Raw genomic sequence first — 23,148 nt, 5'->3', positions numbered from 1 at the left:
TAGCAAAAATGACAATTCCCATTCATGAGGCGTCTGCTAGGGTTTCACCATGTTCATCTGTTGTAACGCGGTTGAATCAGTTTTGTGTGGACCTGATCGGACACGGAATTTTTACCGTTTGTCGTGTTCCAACATCGGCACAGGTCCATTGCCAATGTCCTCTGCATCACAGAATGCAAAAGTAGGAGCTTCCTTCATGTTCACTTCGCGTCGTTTGCTTGTTGTTGCTACGGCTGTTGCTTTGTTGTCCGGCTGTGCCTCGCCCAATCCTTATGACGGTAGCCAAGGGCAGGCAGATGGCGGCTCGCAAGGTATGAGCAAAACTGCCAAATACGGTGGGCTCGGCGCTTTGGCGGGCGCCTTGGCGGGTGCGGCCATTGACCATAACAACCGTGGCAAGGGCGCCTTGATTGGCGCTGCCGTCGCCGGTATTGGCGCGGCAGGTTACGGTTACTACGCCGACAAGCAGGAAGCCGAGTTGCGGGCCAAAATGGCCAACACCGGCGTCGAGGTGCAGCGTCAGGGCGATACGATCAAGTTGATCATGCCGGGCAATATCACCTTCGCCACAGACTCGGCTGCCATCGCCAGTAGCTTCTACACGCCACTGAACAACCTGGCGGGCTCCCTCAAGCAGTTCAACCAGAACACCATCCAGATCGTCGGTTACACCGACAGCACCGGCAGCCGCCAGCACAACATGGACCTGTCCCAGCGTCGTGCGCAGAGCGTTGCCACGTACCTGACATCCCAGGGTGTCAGCCCGACCAACCTGAGTGCTCGCGGCGCCGGTCCGGATAACCCGATTGCCAGCAACGCCGACGTCAATGGCCGCGCTCAGAACCGTCGCGTAGAGGTCAACCTCGGCCCGATCCCTGGCCAGCAGTACCAGCAGCCTGGACAGCAACAAGCGCCTCAGCAGAACAACGAGTTCCAAGGCAACCCGTACCAGCAGTACCAGTAACACACGCTAATAAAAAAGGGCGCCATGCATTGCATGGCGCCCTTTTTCGTCACTGTCGATTTACATCAGTCGATGTATTCGAACACTTTCACAATCTTCTGTACCCCGGACACACTCTGTACCAGGTTGGCCGCGCGGGTGGCTTCCGCCTGGGTCAGCAGGCCCATCATGTAGACGATGCCGTTATCGGTGACGACCTTGATCCGTGAGCTGGGAACCGCGCTGTCGGTCAACATCTGCGTCTTGATCTTGGTGGTCAGCAAGGCATCGTTGCTGATTGCCAGCAGCGTGATGGGCTCCATTACTTGCAATTCGTTGTGGACTTTCTTGACCCGTTGAACGGCTGAGGCGGCTTGTTCAGCCTGGGCCTTCAGGTCGGCGCGTGGGGTTTGTCCTGCGAGCAGCACAACACCATTAAAGCTGACGACCACGATGCGCGAGGCACCATTGCCCAGGTCCGCAGCGGCCTTGGAAACGTTGACGGAAACCTTGGTTTCGATCAGCGAGTCATCGATTTTGCTGCCGAAAGTGCGGGTGCCTTTATCGTCCTGGATCGGCGTGTCGCGGCTCGCTTCGATTACCGAGCTGCAGCCGCTGATGCCGAGGCATAGCGTGAGGGCCAATAGGCTGAGGCGGTTAACGGTCATTCTTCACTCCCGAACAGTTGGCTGTCGATCAGATCGCACAGGCAGTGGATCGCCAGCAGGTGGACTTCCTGAATACGTGCGGTGACATTGGCCGGGACGCGAATCTCCACGTCTTCGGGCAGTAGCAGCGAGGCCATGCCGCCGCCATCGCGTCCGGTCAATGCTACGACAATCATTTCCCGATCATGTGCGGCCTGGATCGCTTGAATAATGTTCGCCGAATTGCCGCTGGTGGAAATCGCCAGCAGTACGTCGCCGGGTTGGCCAAGGGCGCGAATCTGCTTGGAGAAGATTTCGTTGTAGCTGTAGTCGTTGGCGATCGAGGTGATCGTCGACGAATCGGTGGTCAGGGCGATGGCCGGCAGGCTCGGGCGCTCACGCTCGAAGCGGTTGAGCAGCTCGGAGGAGAAGTGCTGGGCATCACCGGCCGAACCGCCGTTGCCGCACGAGAGCATTTTGCCTTCGTTGAGCAGGGCGTTGACCATGACCTGGCTGGCTTGCTCGATGTGCGGTGCAAGTACGTCCATCGCCTGTTGCTTGGTATCAATGCTGGCCTGGAAAAGCTGGCGAATTCGGGATTGCATGTCCATCTGTGTGACCTTAAGTAGCGCGGCTGTTTGGCACAGGAATGTGCAGCCCGCAAAGCAAAGAGCAAAAGTGTGCGGTGAAGATATCCGGCGAATCAGCTGTCAAAGGCATCTTTCAGCCAATTCAGATCAACTGTTCCAGACGGTGTGCTTTCCATGGCAACCACATCGAAACGGCAGGGGTAATCGGCCCAGCGGCGTTCGCTTTGCAGGAAAAACTGCGCGGCGAGTATCAGCTTTTGACGCTTGCGCCCGTCGATACTGGCGAGCGCGCCACCCCATTGTGCGTGTTTTCTGTAGCGGACTTCGACAAATACTACTGTATCGCCGTCAAGCATGACCAGATCAAGCTCGCCGCGTTTACATAACCAGTTCTGCGCCAGGAGGCGCAGACCTTGTTGTTGCAAGTGCTGGAGTGCTTGAAATTCGGCGTCCTTGCCGCTTTGTGCGCTTGACCGCTGGGGCATCAACGTGGGGTATCAGGCAGGCGCTGGACCTGGCCACTGACAAACTGAGCCCATGGCAGCTGGCGATCGACCCGTTGGTTTGGGCTGATGCCCAGGCTGCCGGAGAGGCCGTCGATACGAGTGTCCGGCAGGGCCTTGAGTTGCCCCAGGCGTGGCGCCAGGCGGTAGGCATCAGCGCCCATCGCGTAGAGGCGCCCCAGGCTGCCATTGGCTTGCGGCCATTGTGCGGCAACCTGATTGCGCAGCGGATCAGTGGTGTTGAGCAGCCATGGCGTTTCGCAGAACAGAATGTTGTTCATGTCCAGGTACTGGTTCTTGTCGCCACTGGCACTGAACACATGGGACGTCGCATACACCGGTACATCACCGGCGTACTGGAAGTTCAGCGTTGGTTTGATCTGCTGGGCCAGTTGCGGCGGTACAGCGAGGAAGATGAACTCAATGTCCTGGCGACGCGAAGGCTGGGCGGCGACATCCGTTCCCACGGTGCTTTGCAGGCTCTTGGCGCGACCTTCGCTCTGGCGCAGATGGAACAGCTCGGCGATCTGTTGGGCCAGGGCCACCGGCTGGTCTACGTATTCAACGCCGATCACGGTGCCGCCATTGGCTTCCCAATCCTGGCGGAAGGCTTTGAATACGCGCTGACCCCATTCGCCTTTCGGCACCATGGCAGCGGCGCGGTGCAGACCGTCGGCGCGAGCGCGGCGCGACACTTCACGCGCCTCATCCTCGGCAGCCAGGCCGAACTGGAACAGTTGGGCCGGGCTCTGGTCGGTTTCGCTGTAGTTCAAGGCCAGGGTAGTGATTGGCAATTGCGGGCGAGCACTGAGTTGTTTGACCAGCGGCTTCTCCAGAGGGCCAACTACCAGTTGCACGCCGGCGGCCTGGGCCTTGGCGTAGAAATCGTCGATGGAGGTCAAACGCGAGCTGTCGTAAAACTCGATCACTGGCGGTTTCTGCCCGGCTTGTTCAGCCTGGTAGTGGGCAGCCATGAAGCCTTCACGCAAGGCTTTGGCGACGTTGGCCAGCGGGCCTTCCTGGGGCAGCAGCAGCGCGATCTTGTTCAGGGGCTGGCTGGCCAGTTCCTTGAGCTTGGTCAGGGGCACTGGCAGTTGTGAGGCGGCAGGGTGACCAGGGTTTTGCGCGCGCCAGGTGTCGATGGCGGCTTGCTGTTGTTCCAGGGTCCCTGCGCTCTTGACCGCCAGGGCCAGGGTGATCCAGCCGTCCAGTGTCGGGTTGCCGGTGGCTTGTAGTTGTTCGGCAGGCAGCGCGGCAATCAACGCCCAGATGGCGTCATGGTTGCTGTTGTAGGCGTCGCCGCTGAGCAGCGGGGCCATGGCGACGCGCTCGCGAGCAGCGGCCAGGGTCTGGCCGTCGGCCTCATAGGCACGGGCATGCACGGTACCGGTACGGACCTGCTGTTCTGGCGGCAGCTCCTTCAGGTTTTGCAGGCTTGGATGATTCAGCGCCGCCAATGCTGCCTTGGGCTGGTTGCGGGTCATCGCCAGTTCCGCCGCCAGGGTACTGGCGAAAACCTGTGCCGCAGGCTTGAGGGTGTCCAGCGGGACTTGCGCAAGGATCTGCGCCGAGCGTCCGGGATTGTTCTGGTGGTAAGCCAGGTCCGCAGCACTCAGGCGCAGAAGGGCGGCTTTTTCCGGCGTTTTTGCCGAGGTGGCCTGTTCGAGCAGTTGCTCGATACTGGCATCTGGAGTCCGTGGTAGGTCGCCAAGGCTGGACGAGGGCGAGCTGGCACAAGCGGCCAACAAGGCAGCGAGGCAGAGGGCGGAGAGCAGCCGCAGGCAAGCGATCATGTAAGTGTTCCTGATACCGATCAAATTAGCGTGGAATTGTACCCAAGCACTGGCCGGGGCGCGATGTTACTGGCGTAAAACCGTCTATTTAGGTCGTGCAAATGTTGCAAGGCCTGATAGATGACTACAAAAGGTCTCTGCCCCGATGTCCTGTCTTCGAGGCGTCTACACGCTACAATGTGGCTTTTGCCAATCATCGAGGTGTGCGCTTTGACTGCTCCAGGTCCTTTGAATTCCACTGCAGGCTCGCTTTTTGTCGTGGCGACGCCCATTGGCAACCTGGACGATATCAGCGCGAGGGCGCTGAAGGTGTTGCGTGAGGCTAAATTGATTGCGGCTGAAGACACTCGGCACTCCCTGCGTTTGTTGCAGCATTTTGGCATTACCACGCCGTTGGCGGCCTGTCACGAGCACAACGAACGTGAGGAGGGTAGCCGCTTTATTATGCGGTTACTCGCTGGCGACGACGTGGCGCTGATCTCCGACGCCGGCACGCCACTGATTTCCGATCCTGGCTACCATTTGGTCCGTCAGGCGCGTGCCGCTGGTATCAATGTAGTGCCTGTTCCGGGAGCGTGCGCGCTGATTGCGGCGTTATCCGCTGCCGGCTTGCCGTCGGACCGTTTTATTTTTGAAGGTTTTCTGCCGGCTAAGGCAGTGGGGCGTCGAGCACGACTTGAGCTGTTGAAGGAAGAGCCGCGAACGCTGATTTTCTACGAGGCGCCGCACCGTATCCTTGAGTGCCTGCAAGATATGGAACTGGTATTTGGTGGCGAGCGCCTGGCTTTGTTGGCGCGTGAGCTGACTAAAACCTTCGAAACCCTCAAGGGGCTGCCGCTGGAAGAGCTGCGGGCGTTCGTCGAAGGCGACAGCAATCAGCAACGTGGCGAGTGCGTGGTGCTGGTGGCGGGCTGGACGGCACCGGAGAGTGAGGATGCCGTAGGCAGTGAGGCCATGCGTATTCTCGATTTGCTGCTCAAGGAAATGCCCCTCAAGCGGGCGGCTGCCTTGGCGGCAGAAATTACCGGTGTGCGCAAGAATGTGCTGTATCAGGTCGCGCTGGATAAACAAAAGAGTGAATAGTTCCGCGTTTTAACCTGCGTCACGTCGGAACATGATGGCATTGTTGGCTTTTAAAGCTTGTCCTGAAAGCCACCTGCCGTTAATCTTCGCGGCGGAGAGTCGATTGGACAGTCGCTGCCCTCTATGAAAATTAGAGGGGGGAGGAAAGTCCGGGCTCCATAGGGCGAAGTGCCAGGTAATGCCTGGGGGGCGTGAGCCTACGGAAAGTGCCACAGAAAATAACCGCCTAAGCATTTCGGTGCCGGTAAGGGTGAAAAGGTGCGGTAAGAGCGCACCGCACGACTGGCAACAGTTCGTGGCTAGGTAAACCCCACTTGGAGCAAGACCAAATAGGGTTCCAAGGCGTGGCCCGCGCTGGAACCGGGTAGGTTGCTAAAGATGTCCAGTGATGGCCATCGTAGACGAATGACTGTTCAAGACAGAACCCGGCTTATAGATCGACTCTCCACCTTTTTCCTTCCGCCCGAATCTCGAGCAGGAAACCAGGTAGTAACGCAAGAATCCCTCCCTGCCAAATCATTGGCAGATGTGTCTTCGTAATACCAAAAAAATCTTACTCTTAATAAATTACTTTAACTTCGACCTCTAGCACTTTGAGTTGCTTGTGGTTGTTGAGTCAAAAATATCGCAAAACTGTCATTTCTCCTCTGTTTACCTTCCTAAATCTCCGTTCTGTAAGGCTTTTCCTTTAATCCGCGCCTTGACGGTGTGGTGGGCGCATTCCTATAGTGTGCGCAAGTGGCGGAAAGTGGCATAAAGTGGGTTTTTTGAACGTAAAACGCTAAAATTTGGAGAAGCGCACCTGTGTTTCGCGGAGCTAACGCTATCAGTCTCGATGCAAAAGGCCGTCTCGCTATGCCGAGCCGGTATCGTGACGAGCTCATTTCGCGAAGTTCCGGGCAATTAATCATCACGATTGACGCCGTTGACCCTTGTTTGTGTGTTTACCCGCTCGATGAGTGGGAACTGATTGAAACCAAGTTGCGAGCCTTGCCTTCTTTGCGTGAAGAAAACCGCCGCTTGCAGCGCTTGCTGATTGGTAATGCCGTCGACCTCGAGCTCGATGGCAGTGGTCGTTTCCTGGTTCCACCGCGTCTGCGCGAATACGCCAAGTTGGACAAGCGCGCGATGTTGGTAGGCCAACTGAACAAGTTCCAATTGTGGGACGAAGATGCCTGGGATGCTGTTTCTGCAGCAGACCTGGCTGCTATTCAACAACCGGGCGCCATGCCTGATGAACTGCGTGATTTGATCCTGTGACTATTGATAGCGGCTTTAACCACATCACCGTACTGCTTGACGAAGCCGTCGAGGCTCTCGCCGTACGCCCTGATGGCTGCTATTTGGATGGCACGTTCGGGCGCGGTGGGCACAGCCGGCTCATCCTCAGTCAGCTCGGTTCCGACGGTAAGCTCCTCGGTTTCGACAAAGACCCTCAAGCGATTGCCACCGGGCAAGCGCTAGCGGCCGAAGACGGCCGCTTTGTCGTTGTGCAGCGCAGCTTTGCCGAGCTGGGTGCCGAAGTCGCCGAGCGCGGAATGGCGGGCAAGGTGGCCGGGGTTTTGCTGGACCTGGGCGTGTCTTCGCCACAGCTGGACGACCCTGAGCGCGGCTTCAGTTTCATGAACGACGGTCCGCTGGATATGCGCATGGACCCAAGCCGTGGCATCAGTGCCGCGCAGTTCATCGCCACCGCTCCCCATGAAGAAATCACCCGTGTATTCAAGGAATACGGTGAAGAGCGCTTCGCTGGCCGCATGGCTCGCGCCGTGGTTGAACGCCGGGAAATCCAGCCGTTCGAGCGTACCGCCGACCTGGCTGAAGTGCTGAAAGTCGCCAACCCGGCGTGGGAGAAGGGCAAGAACCCGGCTACCCGGGCATTCCAGGGCCTGCGTATTCACGTCAACAACGAATTGGGTGACCTGGAGGCCGGTCTTGAAGCGGCTCTGGAGTCCCTGGAAGTGGGCGGTCGCCTGGTGGTGATCAGTTTCCACTCCCTCGAAGATCGCATCGTCAAACTGTTCATGCGTCGTCTGGTCAAGGGTGAATCCGACAATTTGCCGCGCAACCTGCCGGTACGTTTCGAAGCCTTTGTGCCGAAAATCAAAATCCATGGCAAAGCGCAGTTCGCCTCCGAGGCCGAACTCAAGGCCAACCCGCGTGCCCGTAGTGCTGTCATGCGCGTTGCGGAGAAGTTGCGGTGAGTAAGCTCTTCGCCAAGCCCCTCCCGGGCGGCAGCTTCTTTATGATGCTGCTGTTTATCGGCGTGCTGGTGTCCGCAATTGGGGTGTCCTATAGCGCCCATTGGAACCGCCAGTTACTCAATTCCCTGTACGGGGAGTTGAGCGTGCGTGACAAGGCGCAGGCAGAGTGGGGCCGGTTGATCCTGGAGCAAAGCACCTGGACAGCCCACAGCCGCATCGAAATCCTGGCCACTGAACAGCTTAAGATGCACATCCCGGGCGCGGCCGAAGTGCGGATGGTGGCGCCATGATGAAACTCGAAGGCGCACTCTATCCGTGGCGTTTCCGTGTGGTGTTGGGCTTGCTGGCACTGATGGTAAGCGCGATTACCTGGCGGATTATCGATCTGCAGGTGGTCGACCGCGACTTCCTGATCGGCCAGGGCGATGCCCGTAGCCTGCGTCATATCCCGATTCCTGCGCACCGCGGCCTGATCACCGACCGCAATGGCGAGCCCCTGGCCGTCAGTACTCCGGTGACCACCCTGTGGGCCAACGCCAAGGAGCTGCAGACTGCCAAGGACAAATGGCCGGAACTTGCCGCCGCCCTGGGCCAGGATCCAAAAGCCCTGAGCGAGCGTCTGGAAGCTCAGGCCAACAAAGAATTCATCTACCTTGTTCGTGGCCTGACCCCCGAACAAGGCCAGATCGTGCTCGACCTTAAAGTCCCCGGTGTCTATGGCATCGAGGAATTTCGACGTTTCTATCCTGCCGGCGAAACCACTGCGCATATGGTGGGGTTCACCGACATCGACGATCACGGTCGCGAAGGTGTAGAGCTGGCCTATGACGAGTGGCTGGCCGGAGTTCCCGGCAAGCGGCAGGTCATCAAGGATCGGCGCGGCAGATTGATCAAGGATGTCCAGGTCACCAAAAACGCCAAGGCAGGTAAGCCCTTGGCGTTGTCGATTGACCTGCGTCTGCAGTACCTGGCTAACCGCGAGCTGCGCAACGCCATCATCGAGAACGGCGCCAAGGCCGGTAGCCTGGTGATCATGGACGTGAAGACCGGCGAGATTCTCGCCATGGTCAACCAGCCGACCTACAACCCTAACAACCGTCGTAACCTGCAACCGGCGATGATGCGTAACCGCGCCATGATCGACGTGTTTGAGCCGGGCTCGACCATGAAAGCCGTCTCCATGAGTGCTGCCCTGGAAACCGGTCGCTGGAAGCCCAGCGACAAGGTCGAGGTTTATCCGGGCACCCTGCAGTTGGGCAAATACACCATTCGTGACGTGTCCCGTAGCGAAGGCCCGGTGCTGGACTTGACCGGCATCTTGATCAACTCCAGTAACGTCGGCATGAGCAAGGTTGCCTTCGACATTGGCGGCGAAACCATTTACCGCCTGGCACAGAAAATCGGCCTGGGCCAACCCACCGGTCTGGATTTCCCGGGCGAGCGTGTTGGTAACCTGCCTAACTACCGCGATTGGAAAAAAGCCGAGACCGCGACCTTATCCTACGGCTACGGCTTGTCGGTGACCGCGATCCAGCTGGTTCATGCATTTTCGGTGCTGGCCAACAACGGCAAGATGGTCCCACTGAGTCTGATTCATGTTGACGAGCCGCCGAAGGCCACCCAAGTCATTCCGGAAAACGTCGCCAGGACCATTCAGGGCATGTTGCAGCAAGTGATCGAGGCACCGCGTGGTGTGTTCCGCGCTCAGGTACCGGCGTATCACGTGGCAGGCAAGTCCGGTACCGCACGTAAAACAGCTGTGGGTACTAAAGGCTACGCAGAAAACTCCTACCGTTCGCTGTTCGCCGGCTTCGGCCCCATGAGCGATCCGCGCTACGCCATCGTCGTGGTCATCGATGAACCAAGCAAGGCTGGCTACTTCGGTGGTCTGGTCTCGGCGCCGGTGTTCAGCAAAGTGATGTCCGGGACCTTGCGCCTGATGAACATCACACCGGACAACCTGCCGCCTACCCAACAAGCGAACGTCGGGCCACCGGCCGTTGCTGTAAAAGCCAATGGAGGGCGCGGCTGATGTCTCTTAGCCTGAACAAGATTTTTGCCCACGCTGGCCGCGACCTGTTGATTCGCGAGTTGACCCTCGACAGCCGTAATGTGCGTGCCGGTGACTTGTTCCTGGCGGTACCGGGTGGCAAATTCGATGGTCGCGCGCATATCGCTGACGCGCTGCAACGTGGGGCGGCAGCCGTCGCCTATGAAGTCGACGGCGCCACCGTACTGCCGATCACCGATGTACCGTTGATTCCGGTCAAGGGCCTGGCGGCGCAGCTGTCGGACATCGCCGGGCGTTTTTATGGTGACCCGAGCCGCACCCTGAACCTGATTGGCGTGACCGGTACCAACGGCAAGACCAGCGTGACCCAACTGGTCGCACAGGCCCTTGACCTGTTGGGCCAGCACTGTGGCATCGTCGGTACCCTGGGCACTGGTTTCTACGGCGCGCTGCAAAGCGGCCTGCACACCACGCCCAACCCGATTGCCGTCCAGGCAACCCTGGCCGACCTGAAAAAGGCCGGTGCCAAGGCGGTTGCCATGGAAGTGTCTTCCCACGGTCTTGATCAGGGCCGCGTGACCGCCTTGGCATTCGACGTGGCGGTGATGACCAACCTGTCTCGCGATCACCTGGATTACCACGGCACCATGGAGGCCTACGCGGCCGCCAAGGCAAAGCTGTTTGCCTGGAACGACCTGAGCTGCCGGGTGGTGAATCTGGATGACGAATTTGGTCGGCAATTGGCTGCCGAGAAAAGCGAAGCGCGACTGATCAGCTATAGCCTGGAAGATTCCAGCGCGTACCTGTATTGCCGCAGCGCCCAGTTTGATGATGAAGGCGTGCGAGCCACGCTGGTCACGCCTCAGGGCGAGCATCACTTGCAAAGCACCTTGCTCGGTCGTTTCAACCTGAGCAACGTCCTTGCCGCCATTGGTGCGTTGCTCGGCCTGGATTACGCCCTGGACGAAATCCTCCGTGTGCTGCCGAAGCTTGAAGGTCCGGCCGGGCGCATGCAGCGTCTCGGTGGCGGCACACAGCCGTTGGTGGTAGTGGATTACGCCCACACTCCGGATGCTCTTGAAAAAGTCCTGCTGGCCCTGCGTCCTCACGCCAAAGGCAAGTTGCTGTGCCTGTTCGGCTGTGGCGGTGACCGCGATCGCGGCAAGCGCCCGCTGATGGCGGAAATCGTCGAGCGCTTGGCGGACGATGTTCTCGTCACTGACGATAACCCGCGCAGCGAAGCACCGAGCCAGATTTTCGACGATATCCGCGAAGGGTTTGTCGACGCCTCGAAAGTGACCTTTGTTGCCGGTCGTGGCGCTGCCATTGCCCAACTGATCGCCAGCGCCAGCGCCGACGACGTGGTGGTACTGGCTGGTAAAGGCCATGAGGACTACCAGGAAATCAACGGCGAGCGCCATGCCTTCTCCGATCTGGTCGAGGCTGATCATGCCTTGACCGCGTGGGAGGTGGCCCATGCTTAAGGCTCTGAAATTCAGCGAGTTGACCGAAGCCTTGTCGGCACGCCTGTTGTCCAGCGATTGCAGCTTCGACGGCGTCAGCATCGACAGCCGCGCCATCAAGCCGGGCCAATTGTTTGTCGCTCTGGCCGGCCCGCGCTTCGACGGTCATGACTACCTCAATGAAGTCGCCGCCAACGGCGCGGTCGGTGCCCTGGTCCAGCGCGAAGTCGCGGACTCGGCATTGCCGCAGTTGCTGGTGGCCGATACCCGTCTGGCCCTGGGCCAGTTGGGTGCCTTGAACCGCGCCGCCTACGGCAAGCCTGTTGCCGCGGTGACCGGTTCCAGCGGTAAAACCACGGTCAAGGAACTGCTTGCCGGCATCTTGCGTACGCGCGGGCCGGTGCTGGCTACCCGTGGCAACCTGAACAACGACTTCGGCGTCCCGCTGACCCTGTTGGAATTGGCGCCTGAACACACGGCTGCCGTGATCGAACTGGGCGCTTCTCGCGTCGGCGAAATCGCTTACACCGTGGCGATGACTCGCCCCCACGTTGCCGTGATCAACAATGCCGGAACTGCCCACGTTGGCGAGTTCGGCGGCCCGGAAAAAATCGTCGAAGCCAAGGGTGAAATCCTCGAAGGCCTCGACGCTTCCGGTACGGCGGTACTGAATCTCGACGACAAGGCCTTTGAGACCTGGCGTGTACGCGCTGCCGGTCGCAAGGTCTTGAGCTTCTCGGTACACAACGCGGCAGCCGATTTCCACGCCTCGGCTATCAGCGTCGACGCACGCGGTTGCCCGGCTTTCACCCTGCACACACCGCAAGGCGACGAGCGCGTTCAACTGAATTTGCTGGGCAACCATAACGTGGCCAATGCGCTGGCTGCCGCTGCCGCTGCTTATGTTCTGGGGGTGTCGCTGTTCGGCATCGCCACCGGCCTTGGCGCGGTGCAACCGGTCAAGGGCCGCACCGTGGCGCAATTGGCAACCAACGGCATGCGCGTCATTGATGACACCTATAACGCCAACCAGTCCTCGATTTGTGCCGCTGTCGACCTGCTGGCCGGCTTTGCTGGTCGCAAGGTACTGGTGCTTGGCGATATCGCTGAACTGGGCGACTGGGCTGAACAAGCTCACCGTGAAGTCGGCAGCTATGCCGTCGGCAAGGTAGATGCTCTTTACGCCGTGGGCTCGAACATGGTCCACGCCGTGAAAGCCTTCGGCTCCGGCGCGCAGCATTTCGCCAGCCAGGCCGAATTGATCCAGGCGCTGAGCGCGGCTGAACAAGACAAACACACCACTATTTTGATCAAGGGATCGCGCAGCGCGGTGATGGAAAACGTCGTCGCGGCCTTGTGTGGCTCAAGTACGGAGAAACATTAATGCTGCTGCTGCTGGCTGAGTATCTGCAACAGTTCCACAAAGGCTTCGCGGTCTTTCAGTACCTGACCCTGCGCGGGATTCTGGGTGTGCTGACCGCGCTGTCGTTGTCGCTGTTTCTGGGGCCATGGATGATCCGTACGTTGCAGAACCTGCAGATCGGCCAGTCGGTTCGTAATGACGGCCCGCAGTCGCACCTGTCCAAGTCCGGCACCCCGACCATGGGCGGTGCGCTGATCCTGTCGTCCATCGGCATCAGTACCTTGCTCTGGGCTGACCTGCATAACCGCTACGTCTGGACCGTGCTGCTGGTGACCCTGCTGTTCGGTGCCATCGGCTGGGTTGACGATTACCGCAAAGTGATCGAGAAGAACTCCAAGGGGCTACCAAGTCGCTGGAAGTATTTCTGGCAATCGGTGTTCGGCCTGGGCGCGGCGATCTTCCTTTACATGACCGCGCCAAGTGCGGTGGAAACGACCCTGATCCTGCCGATACTCAAGGATGCCAGCATCCCGTTGGGCATTGGTTTCGTGGTGCTGACCTACTTCGTGATCGTCGGCTCCAGCAACGCGGTCAACCTGACCGATGGCCTCGACGGCCTGGCGATCATGCCTACGGTAATGGTCGGCGGCGCGTTGGGCATCTTCTGCTACCTGTCGGGTAACGTGAAATTCGCTGAGTACCTGTTGATCCCATACGTACCGGGCGCGGGCGAGCTGATCGTGTTCTGCGGCGCACTGATCGGTGCCGGCCTCGGCTTCCTGTGGTTCAACACCTATCCAGCACAAGTTTTCATGGGCGACGTCGGCGCACTGGCGCTGGGCGCAGCCTTGGGCACCATCGCAGTGATCGTCCGTCAGGAAATCGTCCTGTTCATCATGGGCGGTGTGTTCGTGATGGAAACCTTGTCGGTGGTGATCCAGGTCGCCTCCTTCAAATTGACCGGACGTCGGGTGTTCCGCATGGCGCCAATTCACCACCACTTTGAACTCAAGGGCTGGCCTGAGCCGCGCGTGATTGTCCGTTTCTGGATCATCACCGTGATTCTGGTCCTGGTCGGCCTTGCCACCCTGAAACTGAGGTAGAAACGAGTGTCCTTGATCGCTTCTGACCACTTCCGCATCGTTGTCGGCCTCGGCAAGAGCGGCATGTCCCTGGTTCGCTTCCTGGCGAACCGGGGCACGTCGTTCGCCGTGGCCGATACTCGGGAAAATCCACCGGAGCTGGTCACGCTGCGCCGTGACTACCCGCATGTGGAAGTGCGTTGTGGCGAGCTGGATGTCGACTTCCTCTGCCGTGCCGATGAGCTCTACGTGAGCCCCGGACTCGCGTTGGCGACTCCGGCCCTGCAAGCCGCTGCTGCTCGTGGCGTGAAACTGTCCGGTGATATCGAGTTGTTCGCGCGTAATGCGAAAGCGCCGATTGTCGCCATCAGCGGCTCCAACGCGAAAAGTACCGTCACCACCCTCGTGGGTGAGATGGCAGCTGCGGCCGGTAAGCGCGTGGCCGTGGGTGGCAACCTGGGCACCCCGGCGCTGGACCTGCTCAGCGATGACATTGAGCTTTACGTGATGGAACTGTCGAGCTTCCAGCTGGAAACCACCGATCAACTGGGGGCTGAAGTCGCCACCGTGTTGAACGTCAGCGAAGACCACATGGATCGCTACAGCGGCCTGCCGGCCTATCACCTGGCCAAACACCGGATCTTCCGTGGTGCGCGGCAAGTGGTGGTCAACCGTCAGGATGCTCTGAGCCGTCCGCTGATGGGTGAAGGTCTGCCGTGCTGGACCTTCGGTTTGAGCAAACCAGACTTCAAGGCCTTCGGTATTCGTGAAGAGAACGGCGAGAAATACCTGGCCTTCGAATTCCAGAACCTGATGCCGGTGCGCGAGCTGAAAATTCGTGGCGCGCATAACCAGTCCAACGCCCTGGCGGCGCTGGCCCTCGGTCATGCGGTGGGCTTGCCGTTCGACGCCATGCTCTCGAGCCTGCGTACTTTTGCCGGCCTTGAGCACCGTTGCCAGTGGGTGCGCGACCTGGACGGCATCAGCTATTACAACGACTCCAAGGCGACTAACGTGGGCGCTGCGTTGGCTGCCATCGAAGGTCTCGGTGCTGACATCGAAGGCAAGGTGGTGTTGATCGCCGGTGGCGACGGCAAGGGCGCTGACTTCAAGGACCTCAAAGGTCCGGTCGCGGCCAACTGCCGCGCAGTGGTGCTGATGGGCCGTGATTCCGGCTTGATCGCCGATGCCCTGGGCGGCTCGGTGCCACAGGTTCGTGCGCAATCATTGGATGACGCCATTGCCCAATGCCGGGCCCTGGCCCAGGCGGGTGATGCGGTACTGCTGTCGCCGGCGTGCGCCAGCTTCGACATGTTCAAGAACTACGAAGAGCGCGGTCAGCTGTTCGCTCGCGCCGTGGAGGCCTTGGCATGAGTATCGACTTCAAAAACATCATCAAGCCTTACCCGTCGCCGATCATTACCGGGCGTGGCATCGACCTTGACTTCCCGATGCTCGCCGGTTGCCTCGCGCTGCTGGGCCTGGGCCTGGTGATGATTACCTCGGCATCCTCGGAAGTGGCCGCCGTGCAGTCGGGTAACACCCTGTACATGATGATCCGTCATCTGGTTTACCTGGTGATCGGCCTGGGGGCGTGCATCGTCACCATGATGATTCCGATCGCCACCTGGCAGCGCTTGGGTTGGCTGATGCTGATCGGGGCCTTTGGTTTGCTGGTGATGGTGATCGTGCCCGGCATAGGCCGTGAAGTGAACGGTTCGATGCGCTGGATTGGCTTCGGTGCGTTCAACGTACAGCCTTCGGAAATCGCCAAGGTGTTTGTGGTGATTTACCTCGCGGGCTACCTGGTACGGCGCCAGAAAGAAGTGCGCGAAAGCTGGATGGGCTTCTTCAAACCGTTCATCGTGCTGCTGCCGATGGCTGGCCTGCTGCTGATGGAGCCGGACTTCGGCGCCACCGTGGTGATGATGGGCGCCGCCGCGGCGATGCTATTCCTCGGTGGTGTGGGCTTGTTCCGCTTTGCCTTGATGGTGGGGCTGGCAGTGGCGGCGGTGACGATCCTGGTCCAGGCGCAACCTTACCGGATGGCCCGTCTGATCACCTTTACCGACCCATGGTCCGATCAGTTCGGTTCCGGCTACCAACTGACCCAGGCCTTGATCGCCTTCGGTCGCGGTGAATGGCTGGGTGTGGGCCTGGGCAACAGTGTGCAGAAACAGTTCTACCTGCCGGAAGCCCACACGGACTTCGTGTTCTCGGTACTTGCCGAAGAGCTGGGTGTGGTTGGCTCCCTGTGCACCGTCGCGCTGTTCGTGTTCGTCTGCGTACGGGCCATGTACATCGGTTTGTGGGCCGAGAAGGCCAAACAGTTTTTCGCAGCCTATGTGGCTTATGGCTTGGCATTCCTGTGGATCGGCCAGTTCCTGATCAACATCGGTGTGAACGTCGGCCTGCTGCCGACCAAGGGCTTGACCCTGCCGTTCCTCAGTTACGGTGGTAGTTCGTTGGTGATTTGCTGCGCCTGTCTCGGGTTGCTGCTGCGTATCGAGTGGGAGAGTCGAACCCATTTGGGCAGCGAAGAGATGGAGTTCAGCGAAAGCGACTTCGCCGAGGAGCCGACCCATGGGCGCTAACGTGCTGATCATGGCGGGCGGCACCGGTGGCCACGTGTTCCCGGCGCTGGCCTGTGCTCGCGAATTCCAGGCCCGTGGCTACACGGTGCATTGGCTGGGCACGCCGCGTGGCATTGAAAATGAATTGGTCCCGAATGCCGGCTTGCCGCTGCATCTGATCAACGTCACCGGCCTGCGGGGCAAGAGCAAGTTATCCCTGCTCAAGGCGCCGTTCGTGTTGCTCAAGGCCGTCTGGCAAGCGCGCAAAGTCATTCGTGAATTGAAGCCGGTCTGTGTATTGGGCTTTGGCGGTTATGTGACAGGTCCCGGTGGTGTGGCTGCCAGGCTTGCGGGCGTGCCGGTGATTGTCCACGAACAGAACGCCGTTGCCGGAACTGCCAATCGCCTGCTGGCACCGTTGGCTGCCCGGGTGTGCGAAGCGTTCCCCAATACCTTTGGCCCGTCGGACAAACTCCGTACCACCGGCAACCCGGTGCGTACCGAGCTGTTCATGGCCATCGCGCGCCAGGCGCTGATTGGGCGCAAGCCGCACTTGCTGATCCTCGGTGGCAGCCTGGGCGCGGAGCCGTTGAACAAATTGTTGCCCGAAGCCTTGTCACAGCTTCCCGTGGACCTGCGTCCTGAAGTGTTCCATCAAGCGGGCAAAAATCACGATGAAGTAACTGCCGGGCGCTATCGCGACGCAGGGGTTGAAGCCAACGTGCAGCCCTTCATCAAAGACATGGCCCATGCCTATGGCTGGGCCGACCTGGTGGTCTGTCGCGCAGGTGCGTTGACCGTCAGTGAACTGGCCGCCGCCGGTCTGCCGTCCTTGCTGGTGCCTTTGCCCCACGCCATCGACGATCACCAGACCCGCAACGCCGAATATTTGGCCGGGGAGGGCGCTGCCTTCCTGCTGCCGCAAAGAACGACTGGCGCAGCCGATTTGGCCGCACGCCTGACTGAGGTTTTGATGCAACCGGAACGACTGAACAGCATGGCGAGCACCGCAAGCCGCCTGGCCAAGCCTGACGCAACCCGCACCGTGGTCGATATCTGCCTGGAGGTGGCCCATGGTTGAGAATCAGAAAGCTATGCCACAACCGGAAATGCGCCGCATCCGTCGCATTCACTTCGTCGGGATCGGCGGTGTGGGCATGTGCGGGATTGCCGAAGTGTTGCTGAACCTGGGTTACCAAGTGTCTGGCTCCGACCTGAAAATGTCGCCGGTCACCGAGCGCCTGGAGTCTTTCGGCGCGCAAATCTTTATTGGTCACCGTGCCGAGAACGCTGCCGAGGCCGACGTGCTGGTGGTTTCCAGCGCCGTGAACACCTCTAACCCTGAAGTGGCCACCGCCCTTGAGCGGCGCATTCCCGTGGTGCCTCGCGCCGAGATGCTGGCCGAACTGATGCGCTACCGCCACGGCATTGCCGTCGCCGGTACCCATGGCAAGACCACCACCACCAGCCTGATCGCCTCGGTGTTCGCTGCCGGCGGCCTGGACCCGACGTTCGTGATCGGTGGCCGGCTGAATGCAGCGGGCACCAATGCACAGTTGGGCACCAGCCGCTACCTGATCGCCGAAGCCGATGAAAGCGACGCCAGCTTCCTGCACCTGCAGCCGCTGGTGGCCGTGGTCACCAACATCGACGCCGACCACATGGCGACCTACGACGGTGACTTCAACAAGCTGAAGAAAACCTTCGTCGAATTCCTCCACAACCTGCCGTTCTACGGTCTGGCGGTGGTATGCCTGGACGATCCGGTGGTGCGCGAGATCCTGCCGCTGGTCAAGCGTCCGACCGTGACCTATGGCTTCAGCGAAGACGCCGACGTGCGCGCTATCAATGTTCGCCAGCAAGGCATGCAGACCTTCTTCACCGTGCTGCGTCCTGACCGTGAGCCGCTGGACGTCTCGGTGAACATGCCGGGCAACCATAACGTGCTCAACTCCCTGGCGACCATCTGCATTGCCACCGATGAGGGCGTCAGCGATGAAGCCATCGTCGAAGGCCTGTCGGGCTTTGCCGGTGTGGGCCGGCGCTTTCAGGTCTACGGCGAACTGCCGGTGGATGGCGGGAGCGTGATGCTGGTGGACGACTACGGTCACCACCCGACTGAGGTCGCAGCTGTGATCAAGGCAGTGCGCGGTGGCTGGCCGGAGCGTCGCCTGGTGATGGTCTACCAGCCGCACCGTTATAGCCGCACCCGCGACCTGTACGACGACTTCGTCAATGTACTGGCCGATGCCAACGTCTTGCTGCTGATGGAAGTCTACCCGGCCGGTGAAGAACCGATCCCGGGCGCCGACAGCCGCAAGCTGTGCAACAGCATCCGTCAGCGCGGCCAGTTGGACCCGATCTACATCGAGCGTGGTGTCGACCTCGCACCCGTGGTCAAGCCACTGCTGCGTGCCGGTGACATCCTGCTGTGCCAGGGCGCCGGTGATATCGGTGGCCTTGCCCCCAAATTGCTGGCAAGCCCGTTGTTTGCCTCACCACAGGGGAAGTCGAAATGACCACTGACTACGGCTCCCTGTTTTCCACCGTTGCGCCCGCCGATTTTGGCCGCGTTGCAGTGCTGTTCGGCGGCAAGAGTGCCGAGCGCGAAGTGTCGCTCAAGTCCGGCAATGCCGTGCTGGATGCGCTGCTCAGCGGTGGCGTGAATGCGTTCGGCATCGACGTGGGCGATGACTTCCTGTCGCGCCTGCAGGCCGAAAAAATTGATCGCGCCTTCGTCATTCTTCACGGCCGTGGCGGTGAAGACGGCAGCATGCAGGGCCTGCTGGAATGCCTGGGCATTCCGTATACCGGCAGTGGCATCCTGGCCTCGGCGCTGGCGATGGACAAGCTGCGTACCAAGCAGGTCTGGCACAGCCTGGGTATTCCGACCCCGCGTCATGCCGTGCTGTGCAGCGAAGACGATTGTATTTCTGCAGCCAAGGAACTGGGCTTGCCTTTGATCGTCAAACCAGCCCATGAAGGCTCCAGTATCGGCATGGCCAAAGTGAACTCGGCCGCCGAATTGATTGACGCATGGAAAGCGGCCAGTACCTACGATTCGCAAGTGTTGGTGGAACAGTGGATTTCCGGTCCCGAGTACACCATCGCAACCCTGCGTGGTCAGGTATTACCGCCTATCGCTTTGGGCACGCCCCATACCTTTTACGACTACGACGCCAAGTACCTGGCTTCCGATACCCAGTACCGGATCCCGTGCGGCCTCGACAGTGCCAAGGAACAGGAATTGATGGACCTCACGGCGAAAGCCTGTGAGGCGCTGGGTATCGCCGGTTGGGCGCGGGCAGACGTGATGCAGGATGGCCAAGGGAATTTCTGGTTCCTTGAAGTCAACACCGCACCCGGGATGACCGATCACAGCCTGGTACCTATGGCTGCACGCGCAGCCGGATTGGATTTCCAGCAGTTGGTGCTGGCCATTCTGGCAGCAAGCATTGAGCCGCGGGGTTAAGACCATGCAAGGCGCATCGCTTCGTCATCAGCAAACCCCGCCACCCGGCCGCAAGCCGGTGCCTCGGGGTGCCAGCCGGATGGTGGCTAAAGAGCCGATGTCGGCGCGCCTGCCGAAAGCCAACTTTGGTTTTCTCAAAGCGTTGTTCTGGCCGGTGTTGTTGGTGGCCTTGGGTTTTGGCACCTACGAAGGTGCCCAGCGTCTGCTGCCTTACGCGGATCGCCCGATTACCAAGATCAGCGTGCAGGGTGATTTGAGCTACATCAGCCAGCAAGCGGTGCAACAGCGGATCGGCCCGTACCTGGCGGCGAGCTTCTTCACCATCGACCTGGCAGGCATGCGTTCCGAACTGGAACAGATGCCGTGGATTGCCCACGCCGAAGTGCGCCGTGTTTGGCCGGATCAAGTGACGATCCGCCTGGAAGAACAACTGCCCGTGGCCCGTTGGGGCGATGGCGCGTTGTTGAACAACCAGGGCCAGGCGTTCGCGCCTCGCGAAGTAGCGAATTATGAGCACCTGCCGCAGTTGTTCGGACCACAACGGGCGCAACAGCAAGTGATGCAGCAGTACCAGGCCTTGAGCCAGATGCTGCGGCCACTGGGCTTCTCTATCGCGCGACTGGAATTGCGTGAGCGGGGCAGCTGGTTTTTGACCACCGGGGCCGGCAGTTCCGGGCCGGGTATCGAGTTGTTGCTGGGACGCGGCAACTTGGTGGAGAAGATGCGCCGTTTTATCGCCATCTATGAAAAGACCTTGAAAGAACAGATTACGAACATTGCGAGCATCGACCTGCGTTACGCCAACGGCCTGTCCGTCGGCTGGCGGGCCGCTGCGGCGCCCACGGCAGCGCAGCCCGCTGTCGCGAAGAATTAAGAAGAGGCAGGACCCATGGCAAACGTGCAAAGCGGCAAAATGATCGTCGGTCTCGATATCGGCACCTCCAAGGTGGTGGCGCTGGTAGGCGAGGTCTCGGACGACGGCACGCTGGAAATCGTCGGTATCGGCACGCATCCGTCCCGGGGCCTGAAGAAGGGCGTGGTGGTCAACATCGAATCCACCGTGCAGTCGATCCAGCGCGCCATTGAAGAAGCGCAGCTGATGGCCGGTTGCCGGATTCACTCGGCGTTTGTCGGTGTTGCCGGCAACCACATCCGCAGCCTGAACTCCCACGGCATCGTGGCGATTCGTGATCGCGAAGTCAGCTCGGCTGACCTGGAACGGGTACTGGACGCCGCGCAAGCCGTAGCGATCCCGGCCGACCAGCGGGTGCTGCACACCCTGCCGCAGGATTACGTGATCGATAACCAGGAAGGTGTTCGTGAACCGTTGGGCATGTCGGGCGTACGTCTGGAAGCCAAGGTCCACGTGGTCACTTGCGCCGTCAATGCCGCACAGAACATTGAAAAGTGCGTGCGCCGCTGTGGCCTGGAAATCGACGACATCATTCTGGAGCAGCTTGCGTCCGCGTATTCGGTACTGACCGACGACGAAAAAGAACTGGGCGTGTGCCTGGTGGACATCGGCGGCGGTACCACCGACATCGCGATCTTCACCGAGGGTGCGATCCGTCACACCGCCGTGATCCCGATTGCCGGTGATCAGGTGACCAACGACATCGCCATGGCGTTGCGCACACCGACCCAGTACGCCGAAGAAATCAAGATCCGTTACGCCTGCGCCCTGGCCAAGCTGGCCGGTGCCGGTGAAACCATCAAGGTACCAAGCGTTGGCGACCGTCCACCGCGCGAGCTGTCCCGCCAGGCGTTGGCCGAAGTGGTCGAGCCGCGCTACGACGAGTTGTTCACCCTGATCCAGGCTGAACTGCGCCGCAGCGGCTACGAAGATTTGATCCCTGCCGGCATCGTGCTGACCGGTGGCACCTCGAAGATGGAAGGCGCGGTCGAACTGGCCGAGGAAATCTTCCATATGCCAGTCCGCCTGGGCGTGCCCCATGGTGTCAAAGGCCTGGGCGACGTGGTGCGTAACCCGATTTATTCCACCGGTGTGGGCTTGCTGTTGTACGGGCTGCAAAAGCAGACCGACGGCATTTCCCTGTCGGGTATTGGCAACCGCGAAAGCTACAGAAGCGACGACGAAGCGAAAACGCCGTTGCTCGAGCGGTTACAAGCCTGGGTGAAAGGCAATTTCTAAAGATTTACCGCAACACCGTTTCACTGTTGTAGATGCATGCAGTAGGCGAAAAAACTAGAGAAATGAAAGGAGAGGGAAAATGTTCGAACTCGTAGACAACATCCCCGCAAGCCCGGTTATCAAAGTAATCGGTGTCGGCGGTGGCGGCGGCAACGCTGTCAACCATATGGTCAAGAGCAACATTGAAGGCGTTGAGTTCATCTGCGCCAACACTGACGCCCAGGCCCTGAAAAGCATCGGTGCACGCACCATCCTGCAATTGGGCACAGCCGTGACCAAGGGCCTGGGTGCTGGCGCCAATCCGGAAGTCGGCCGTCAAGCCGCCCTGGAAGACCGCGAGCGTATTGCCGAAGTGCTGCAGGGCACCAACATGGTGTTCATCACCACGGGCATGGGCGGTGGTACCGGTACCGGTGCTGCGCCGATCATTGCCGAAGTGGCGAAGGAAATGGGCATTCTCACCGTTGCGGTGGTGACTCGTCCGTTCCCGTTCGAAGGCCGCAAGCGCATGCAGATCGCCGATGAAGGCATCCGTCTGCTGTCGGAAAGCGTCGACTCGTTGATCACTATTCCTAACGAGAAGCTGCTGACCATCCTCGGTAAAGACGCCAGCCTGCTGTCGGCTTTCGCCAAGGCTGACGATGTACTGGCCGGTGCCGTTCGCGGTATCTCCGACATCATCAAGCGTCCGGGCATGATCAACGTCGACTTTGCCGACGTGCGTACCGTGATGAGCGAAATGGGCATGGCGATGATGGGCACTGGCTGCGCCAGCGGTCCGAACCGTGCACGTGAAGCCACCGAAGCGGCCATCCGCAATCCATTGCTGGAAGACGTGAACCTGCAAGGTGCACGCGGCATCCTGGTGAACATCACCGCCGGTCCTGACCTGTCTCTGGGTGAGTACTCCGACGTGGGTAGCATCATCGAAGCCTTCGCTTCCGAGCACGCGATGGTCAAGGTCGGTACTGTTATCGATCCGGACATGCGCGACGAGCTGCACGTTACGGTAGTGGCTACCGGTCTGGGCGCGAAAATCGAGAAACCTGTGAAGGTTATCGACAATACCGTTCACACCAGCCAAGCGGCTGCTGCTCCAGCGCCTTCGCGCCAGGAACTGCCGTCGGTGAACTATCGTGACCTGGATCGTCCGACCGTGATGCGCAATCAGGCTCAGGCCGGTGCTGCGGCGTCGACTCGCTTGAATCCGCAAGATGATCTGGACTACCTGGACATCCCGGCTTTCCTGCGTCGTCAGGCCGATTAATG

At 60.0% G+C, this 23,148-nt stretch carries 21 protein-coding genes and 1 other RNA gene; 18 read left to right on the top strand and 4 right to left on the bottom strand.

Going from position 1 to position 23,148, the window contains the following annotated elements; genetic code table 11:
- The first annotated feature begins 196 nt into the window (after window positions 1-196).
- Entirely contained in the window at window positions 197-964 is a 768-nt protein-coding gene (locus tag J7E41_RS02800) for an OmpA family protein (protein ID WP_214989959.1), read from the top strand.
- Between the two features lie 65 nt (window positions 965-1,029).
- On the opposite strand, the gene J7E41_RS02795 is transcribed toward J7E41_RS02800, so the two are convergent.
- The 4 genes from J7E41_RS02795 to J7E41_RS02780 all read right to left on the bottom strand — a co-directional run bounded on the left by J7E41_RS02795 (window position 1,030) and on the right by J7E41_RS02780 (window position 4,476).
- Window positions 1,030-1,611 carry a BON domain-containing protein gene (locus tag J7E41_RS02795; RefSeq protein WP_214989957.1) on the bottom strand — a complete coding sequence of 194 codons (582 nt, stop codon included), beginning with the start codon at window positions 1,609-1,611 and terminating at the stop codon, window positions 1,030-1,032.
- Window positions 1,608-2,201, bottom strand: coding sequence for a phosphoheptose isomerase (locus J7E41_RS02790; RefSeq protein ID WP_007904374.1), 594 nt, complete (start codon window positions 2,199-2,201; stop codon window positions 1,608-1,610). Before J7E41_RS02790 ends, J7E41_RS02795 begins: the two co-directional genes overlap by 4 nt.
- A gap of 92 nt (window positions 2,202-2,293) precedes the next feature.
- A complete protein-coding gene (locus tag J7E41_RS02785) occupies window positions 2,294-2,665 on the bottom strand; it encodes a YraN family protein (protein ID WP_214989955.1) in 372 nt (123 codons plus the stop codon).
- The gene (locus J7E41_RS02780) at window positions 2,665-4,476 is read right to left on the bottom strand and encodes a penicillin-binding protein activator (protein ID WP_214989953.1); all 1,812 of its coding nucleotides are present in this window, start codon (window positions 4,474-4,476) and stop codon (window positions 2,665-2,667) included. The genes J7E41_RS02785 and J7E41_RS02780 overlap by 1 nt, the downstream gene beginning before the upstream one ends.
- A 177-nt stretch (window positions 4,477-4,653) precedes the next feature.
- On the opposite strand from J7E41_RS02780, the gene rsmI reads away from it, so the two are divergent.
- The 17 genes from rsmI to ftsZ all read left to right on the top strand — a co-directional run bounded on the left by rsmI (window position 4,654) and on the right by ftsZ (window position 23,146).
- Window positions 4,654-5,559: a 16S rRNA (cytidine(1402)-2'-O)-methyltransferase gene (rsmI, locus tag J7E41_RS02775; RefSeq protein ID WP_214989951.1), complete on the top strand. Its 906-nt coding sequence runs from the start codon at window positions 4,654-4,656 to the stop codon at window positions 5,557-5,559.
- Window positions 5,560-5,654: 95 nt separating this feature from the next.
- An RNA gene (gene rnpB, locus J7E41_RS02770) (RNase P RNA component class A) lies at window positions 5,655-6,008 on the top strand.
- A 355-nt stretch (window positions 6,009-6,363) separates the two neighbouring features.
- Complete coding sequence (gene mraZ, locus J7E41_RS02765) at window positions 6,364-6,819, top strand: division/cell wall cluster transcriptional repressor MraZ (protein WP_003171868.1); 456 nt, start codon at window positions 6,364-6,366, stop codon at window positions 6,817-6,819.
- Entirely contained in the window at window positions 6,816-7,763 is a 948-nt protein-coding gene (gene rsmH, locus J7E41_RS02760; protein ID WP_169356295.1) for a 16S rRNA (cytosine(1402)-N(4))-methyltransferase RsmH, read from the top strand. Before mraZ ends, rsmH begins: the two co-directional genes overlap by 4 nt.
- On the top strand, window positions 7,760-8,053 hold the full coding sequence (gene ftsL / locus J7E41_RS02755) for a cell division protein FtsL (protein ID WP_169356294.1): 294 nt from the start codon (window positions 7,760-7,762) through the stop codon (window positions 8,051-8,053). Before rsmH ends, ftsL begins: the two co-directional genes overlap by 4 nt.
- Complete coding sequence (locus J7E41_RS02750) at window positions 8,053-9,795, top strand: peptidoglycan D,D-transpeptidase FtsI family protein (protein WP_214990493.1); 1,743 nt, start codon at window positions 8,053-8,055, stop codon at window positions 9,793-9,795. The genes ftsL and J7E41_RS02750 overlap by 1 nt, the downstream gene beginning before the upstream one ends.
- On the top strand, window positions 9,795-11,258 hold the full coding sequence (locus J7E41_RS02745) for a UDP-N-acetylmuramoyl-L-alanyl-D-glutamate--2,6-diaminopimelate ligase (protein ID WP_214989949.1): 1,464 nt from the start codon (window positions 9,795-9,797) through the stop codon (window positions 11,256-11,258). The genes J7E41_RS02750 and J7E41_RS02745 overlap by 1 nt, the downstream gene beginning before the upstream one ends.
- Entirely contained in the window at window positions 11,251-12,621 is a 1,371-nt protein-coding gene (locus J7E41_RS02740; RefSeq protein WP_214989947.1) for a UDP-N-acetylmuramoyl-tripeptide--D-alanyl-D-alanine ligase, read from the top strand. The genes J7E41_RS02745 and J7E41_RS02740 overlap by 8 nt, the downstream gene beginning before the upstream one ends.
- Complete coding sequence (mraY, locus tag J7E41_RS02735; RefSeq protein ID WP_214989945.1) at window positions 12,621-13,703, top strand: phospho-N-acetylmuramoyl-pentapeptide-transferase; 1,083 nt, start codon at window positions 12,621-12,623, stop codon at window positions 13,701-13,703. Before J7E41_RS02740 ends, mraY begins: the two co-directional genes overlap by 1 nt.
- Before the next feature lie 6 nt (window positions 13,704-13,709).
- Window positions 13,710-15,056: a UDP-N-acetylmuramoyl-L-alanine--D-glutamate ligase gene (gene murD / locus J7E41_RS02730; protein WP_214989944.1), complete on the top strand. Its 1,347-nt coding sequence runs from the start codon at window positions 13,710-13,712 to the stop codon at window positions 15,054-15,056.
- Window positions 15,053-16,276, top strand: a complete 1,224-nt coding sequence (gene ftsW, locus J7E41_RS02725; protein WP_214989942.1) for a putative lipid II flippase FtsW — start codon at window positions 15,053-15,055, stop codon at window positions 16,274-16,276. Before murD ends, ftsW begins: the two co-directional genes overlap by 4 nt.
- Window positions 16,266-17,336: an undecaprenyldiphospho-muramoylpentapeptide beta-N-acetylglucosaminyltransferase gene (gene murG, locus J7E41_RS02720; protein ID WP_214989941.1), complete on the top strand. Its 1,071-nt coding sequence runs from the start codon at window positions 16,266-16,268 to the stop codon at window positions 17,334-17,336. The genes ftsW and murG overlap by 11 nt, the downstream gene beginning before the upstream one ends.
- Complete coding sequence (gene murC / locus J7E41_RS02715; RefSeq protein ID WP_214989940.1) at window positions 17,329-18,774, top strand: UDP-N-acetylmuramate--L-alanine ligase; 1,446 nt, start codon at window positions 17,329-17,331, stop codon at window positions 18,772-18,774. Before murG ends, murC begins: the two co-directional genes overlap by 8 nt.
- Window positions 18,771-19,727, top strand: coding sequence for a D-alanine--D-alanine ligase (locus J7E41_RS02710; protein WP_214989939.1), 957 nt, complete (start codon window positions 18,771-18,773; stop codon window positions 19,725-19,727). The genes murC and J7E41_RS02710 overlap by 4 nt, the downstream gene beginning before the upstream one ends.
- A gap of 4 nt (window positions 19,728-19,731) precedes the next feature.
- Entirely contained in the window at window positions 19,732-20,601 is an 870-nt protein-coding gene (locus J7E41_RS02705; protein ID WP_214989938.1) for a cell division protein FtsQ/DivIB, read from the top strand.
- Window positions 20,602-20,616: 15 nt separating this feature from the next.
- On the top strand, window positions 20,617-21,879 hold the full coding sequence (ftsA, locus tag J7E41_RS02700; RefSeq protein WP_214989937.1) for a cell division protein FtsA: 1,263 nt from the start codon (window positions 20,617-20,619) through the stop codon (window positions 21,877-21,879).
- 79 nt (window positions 21,880-21,958) lie between these two features.
- Entirely contained in the window at window positions 21,959-23,146 is a 1,188-nt protein-coding gene (gene ftsZ, locus J7E41_RS02695; protein WP_214989936.1) for a cell division protein FtsZ, read from the top strand.
- Window positions 23,147-23,148 lie beyond the last annotated feature (2 nt).

Source organism: Pseudomonas fluorescens, assembly GCF_018614655.1.
In the GTDB taxonomy this organism is placed as follows: Bacteria; Pseudomonadota; Gammaproteobacteria; order Pseudomonadales; family Pseudomonadaceae; genus Aquipseudomonas; species Aquipseudomonas fluorescens_BX.
This window is presented reverse-complemented; position numbering and strand designations above follow the sequence as displayed.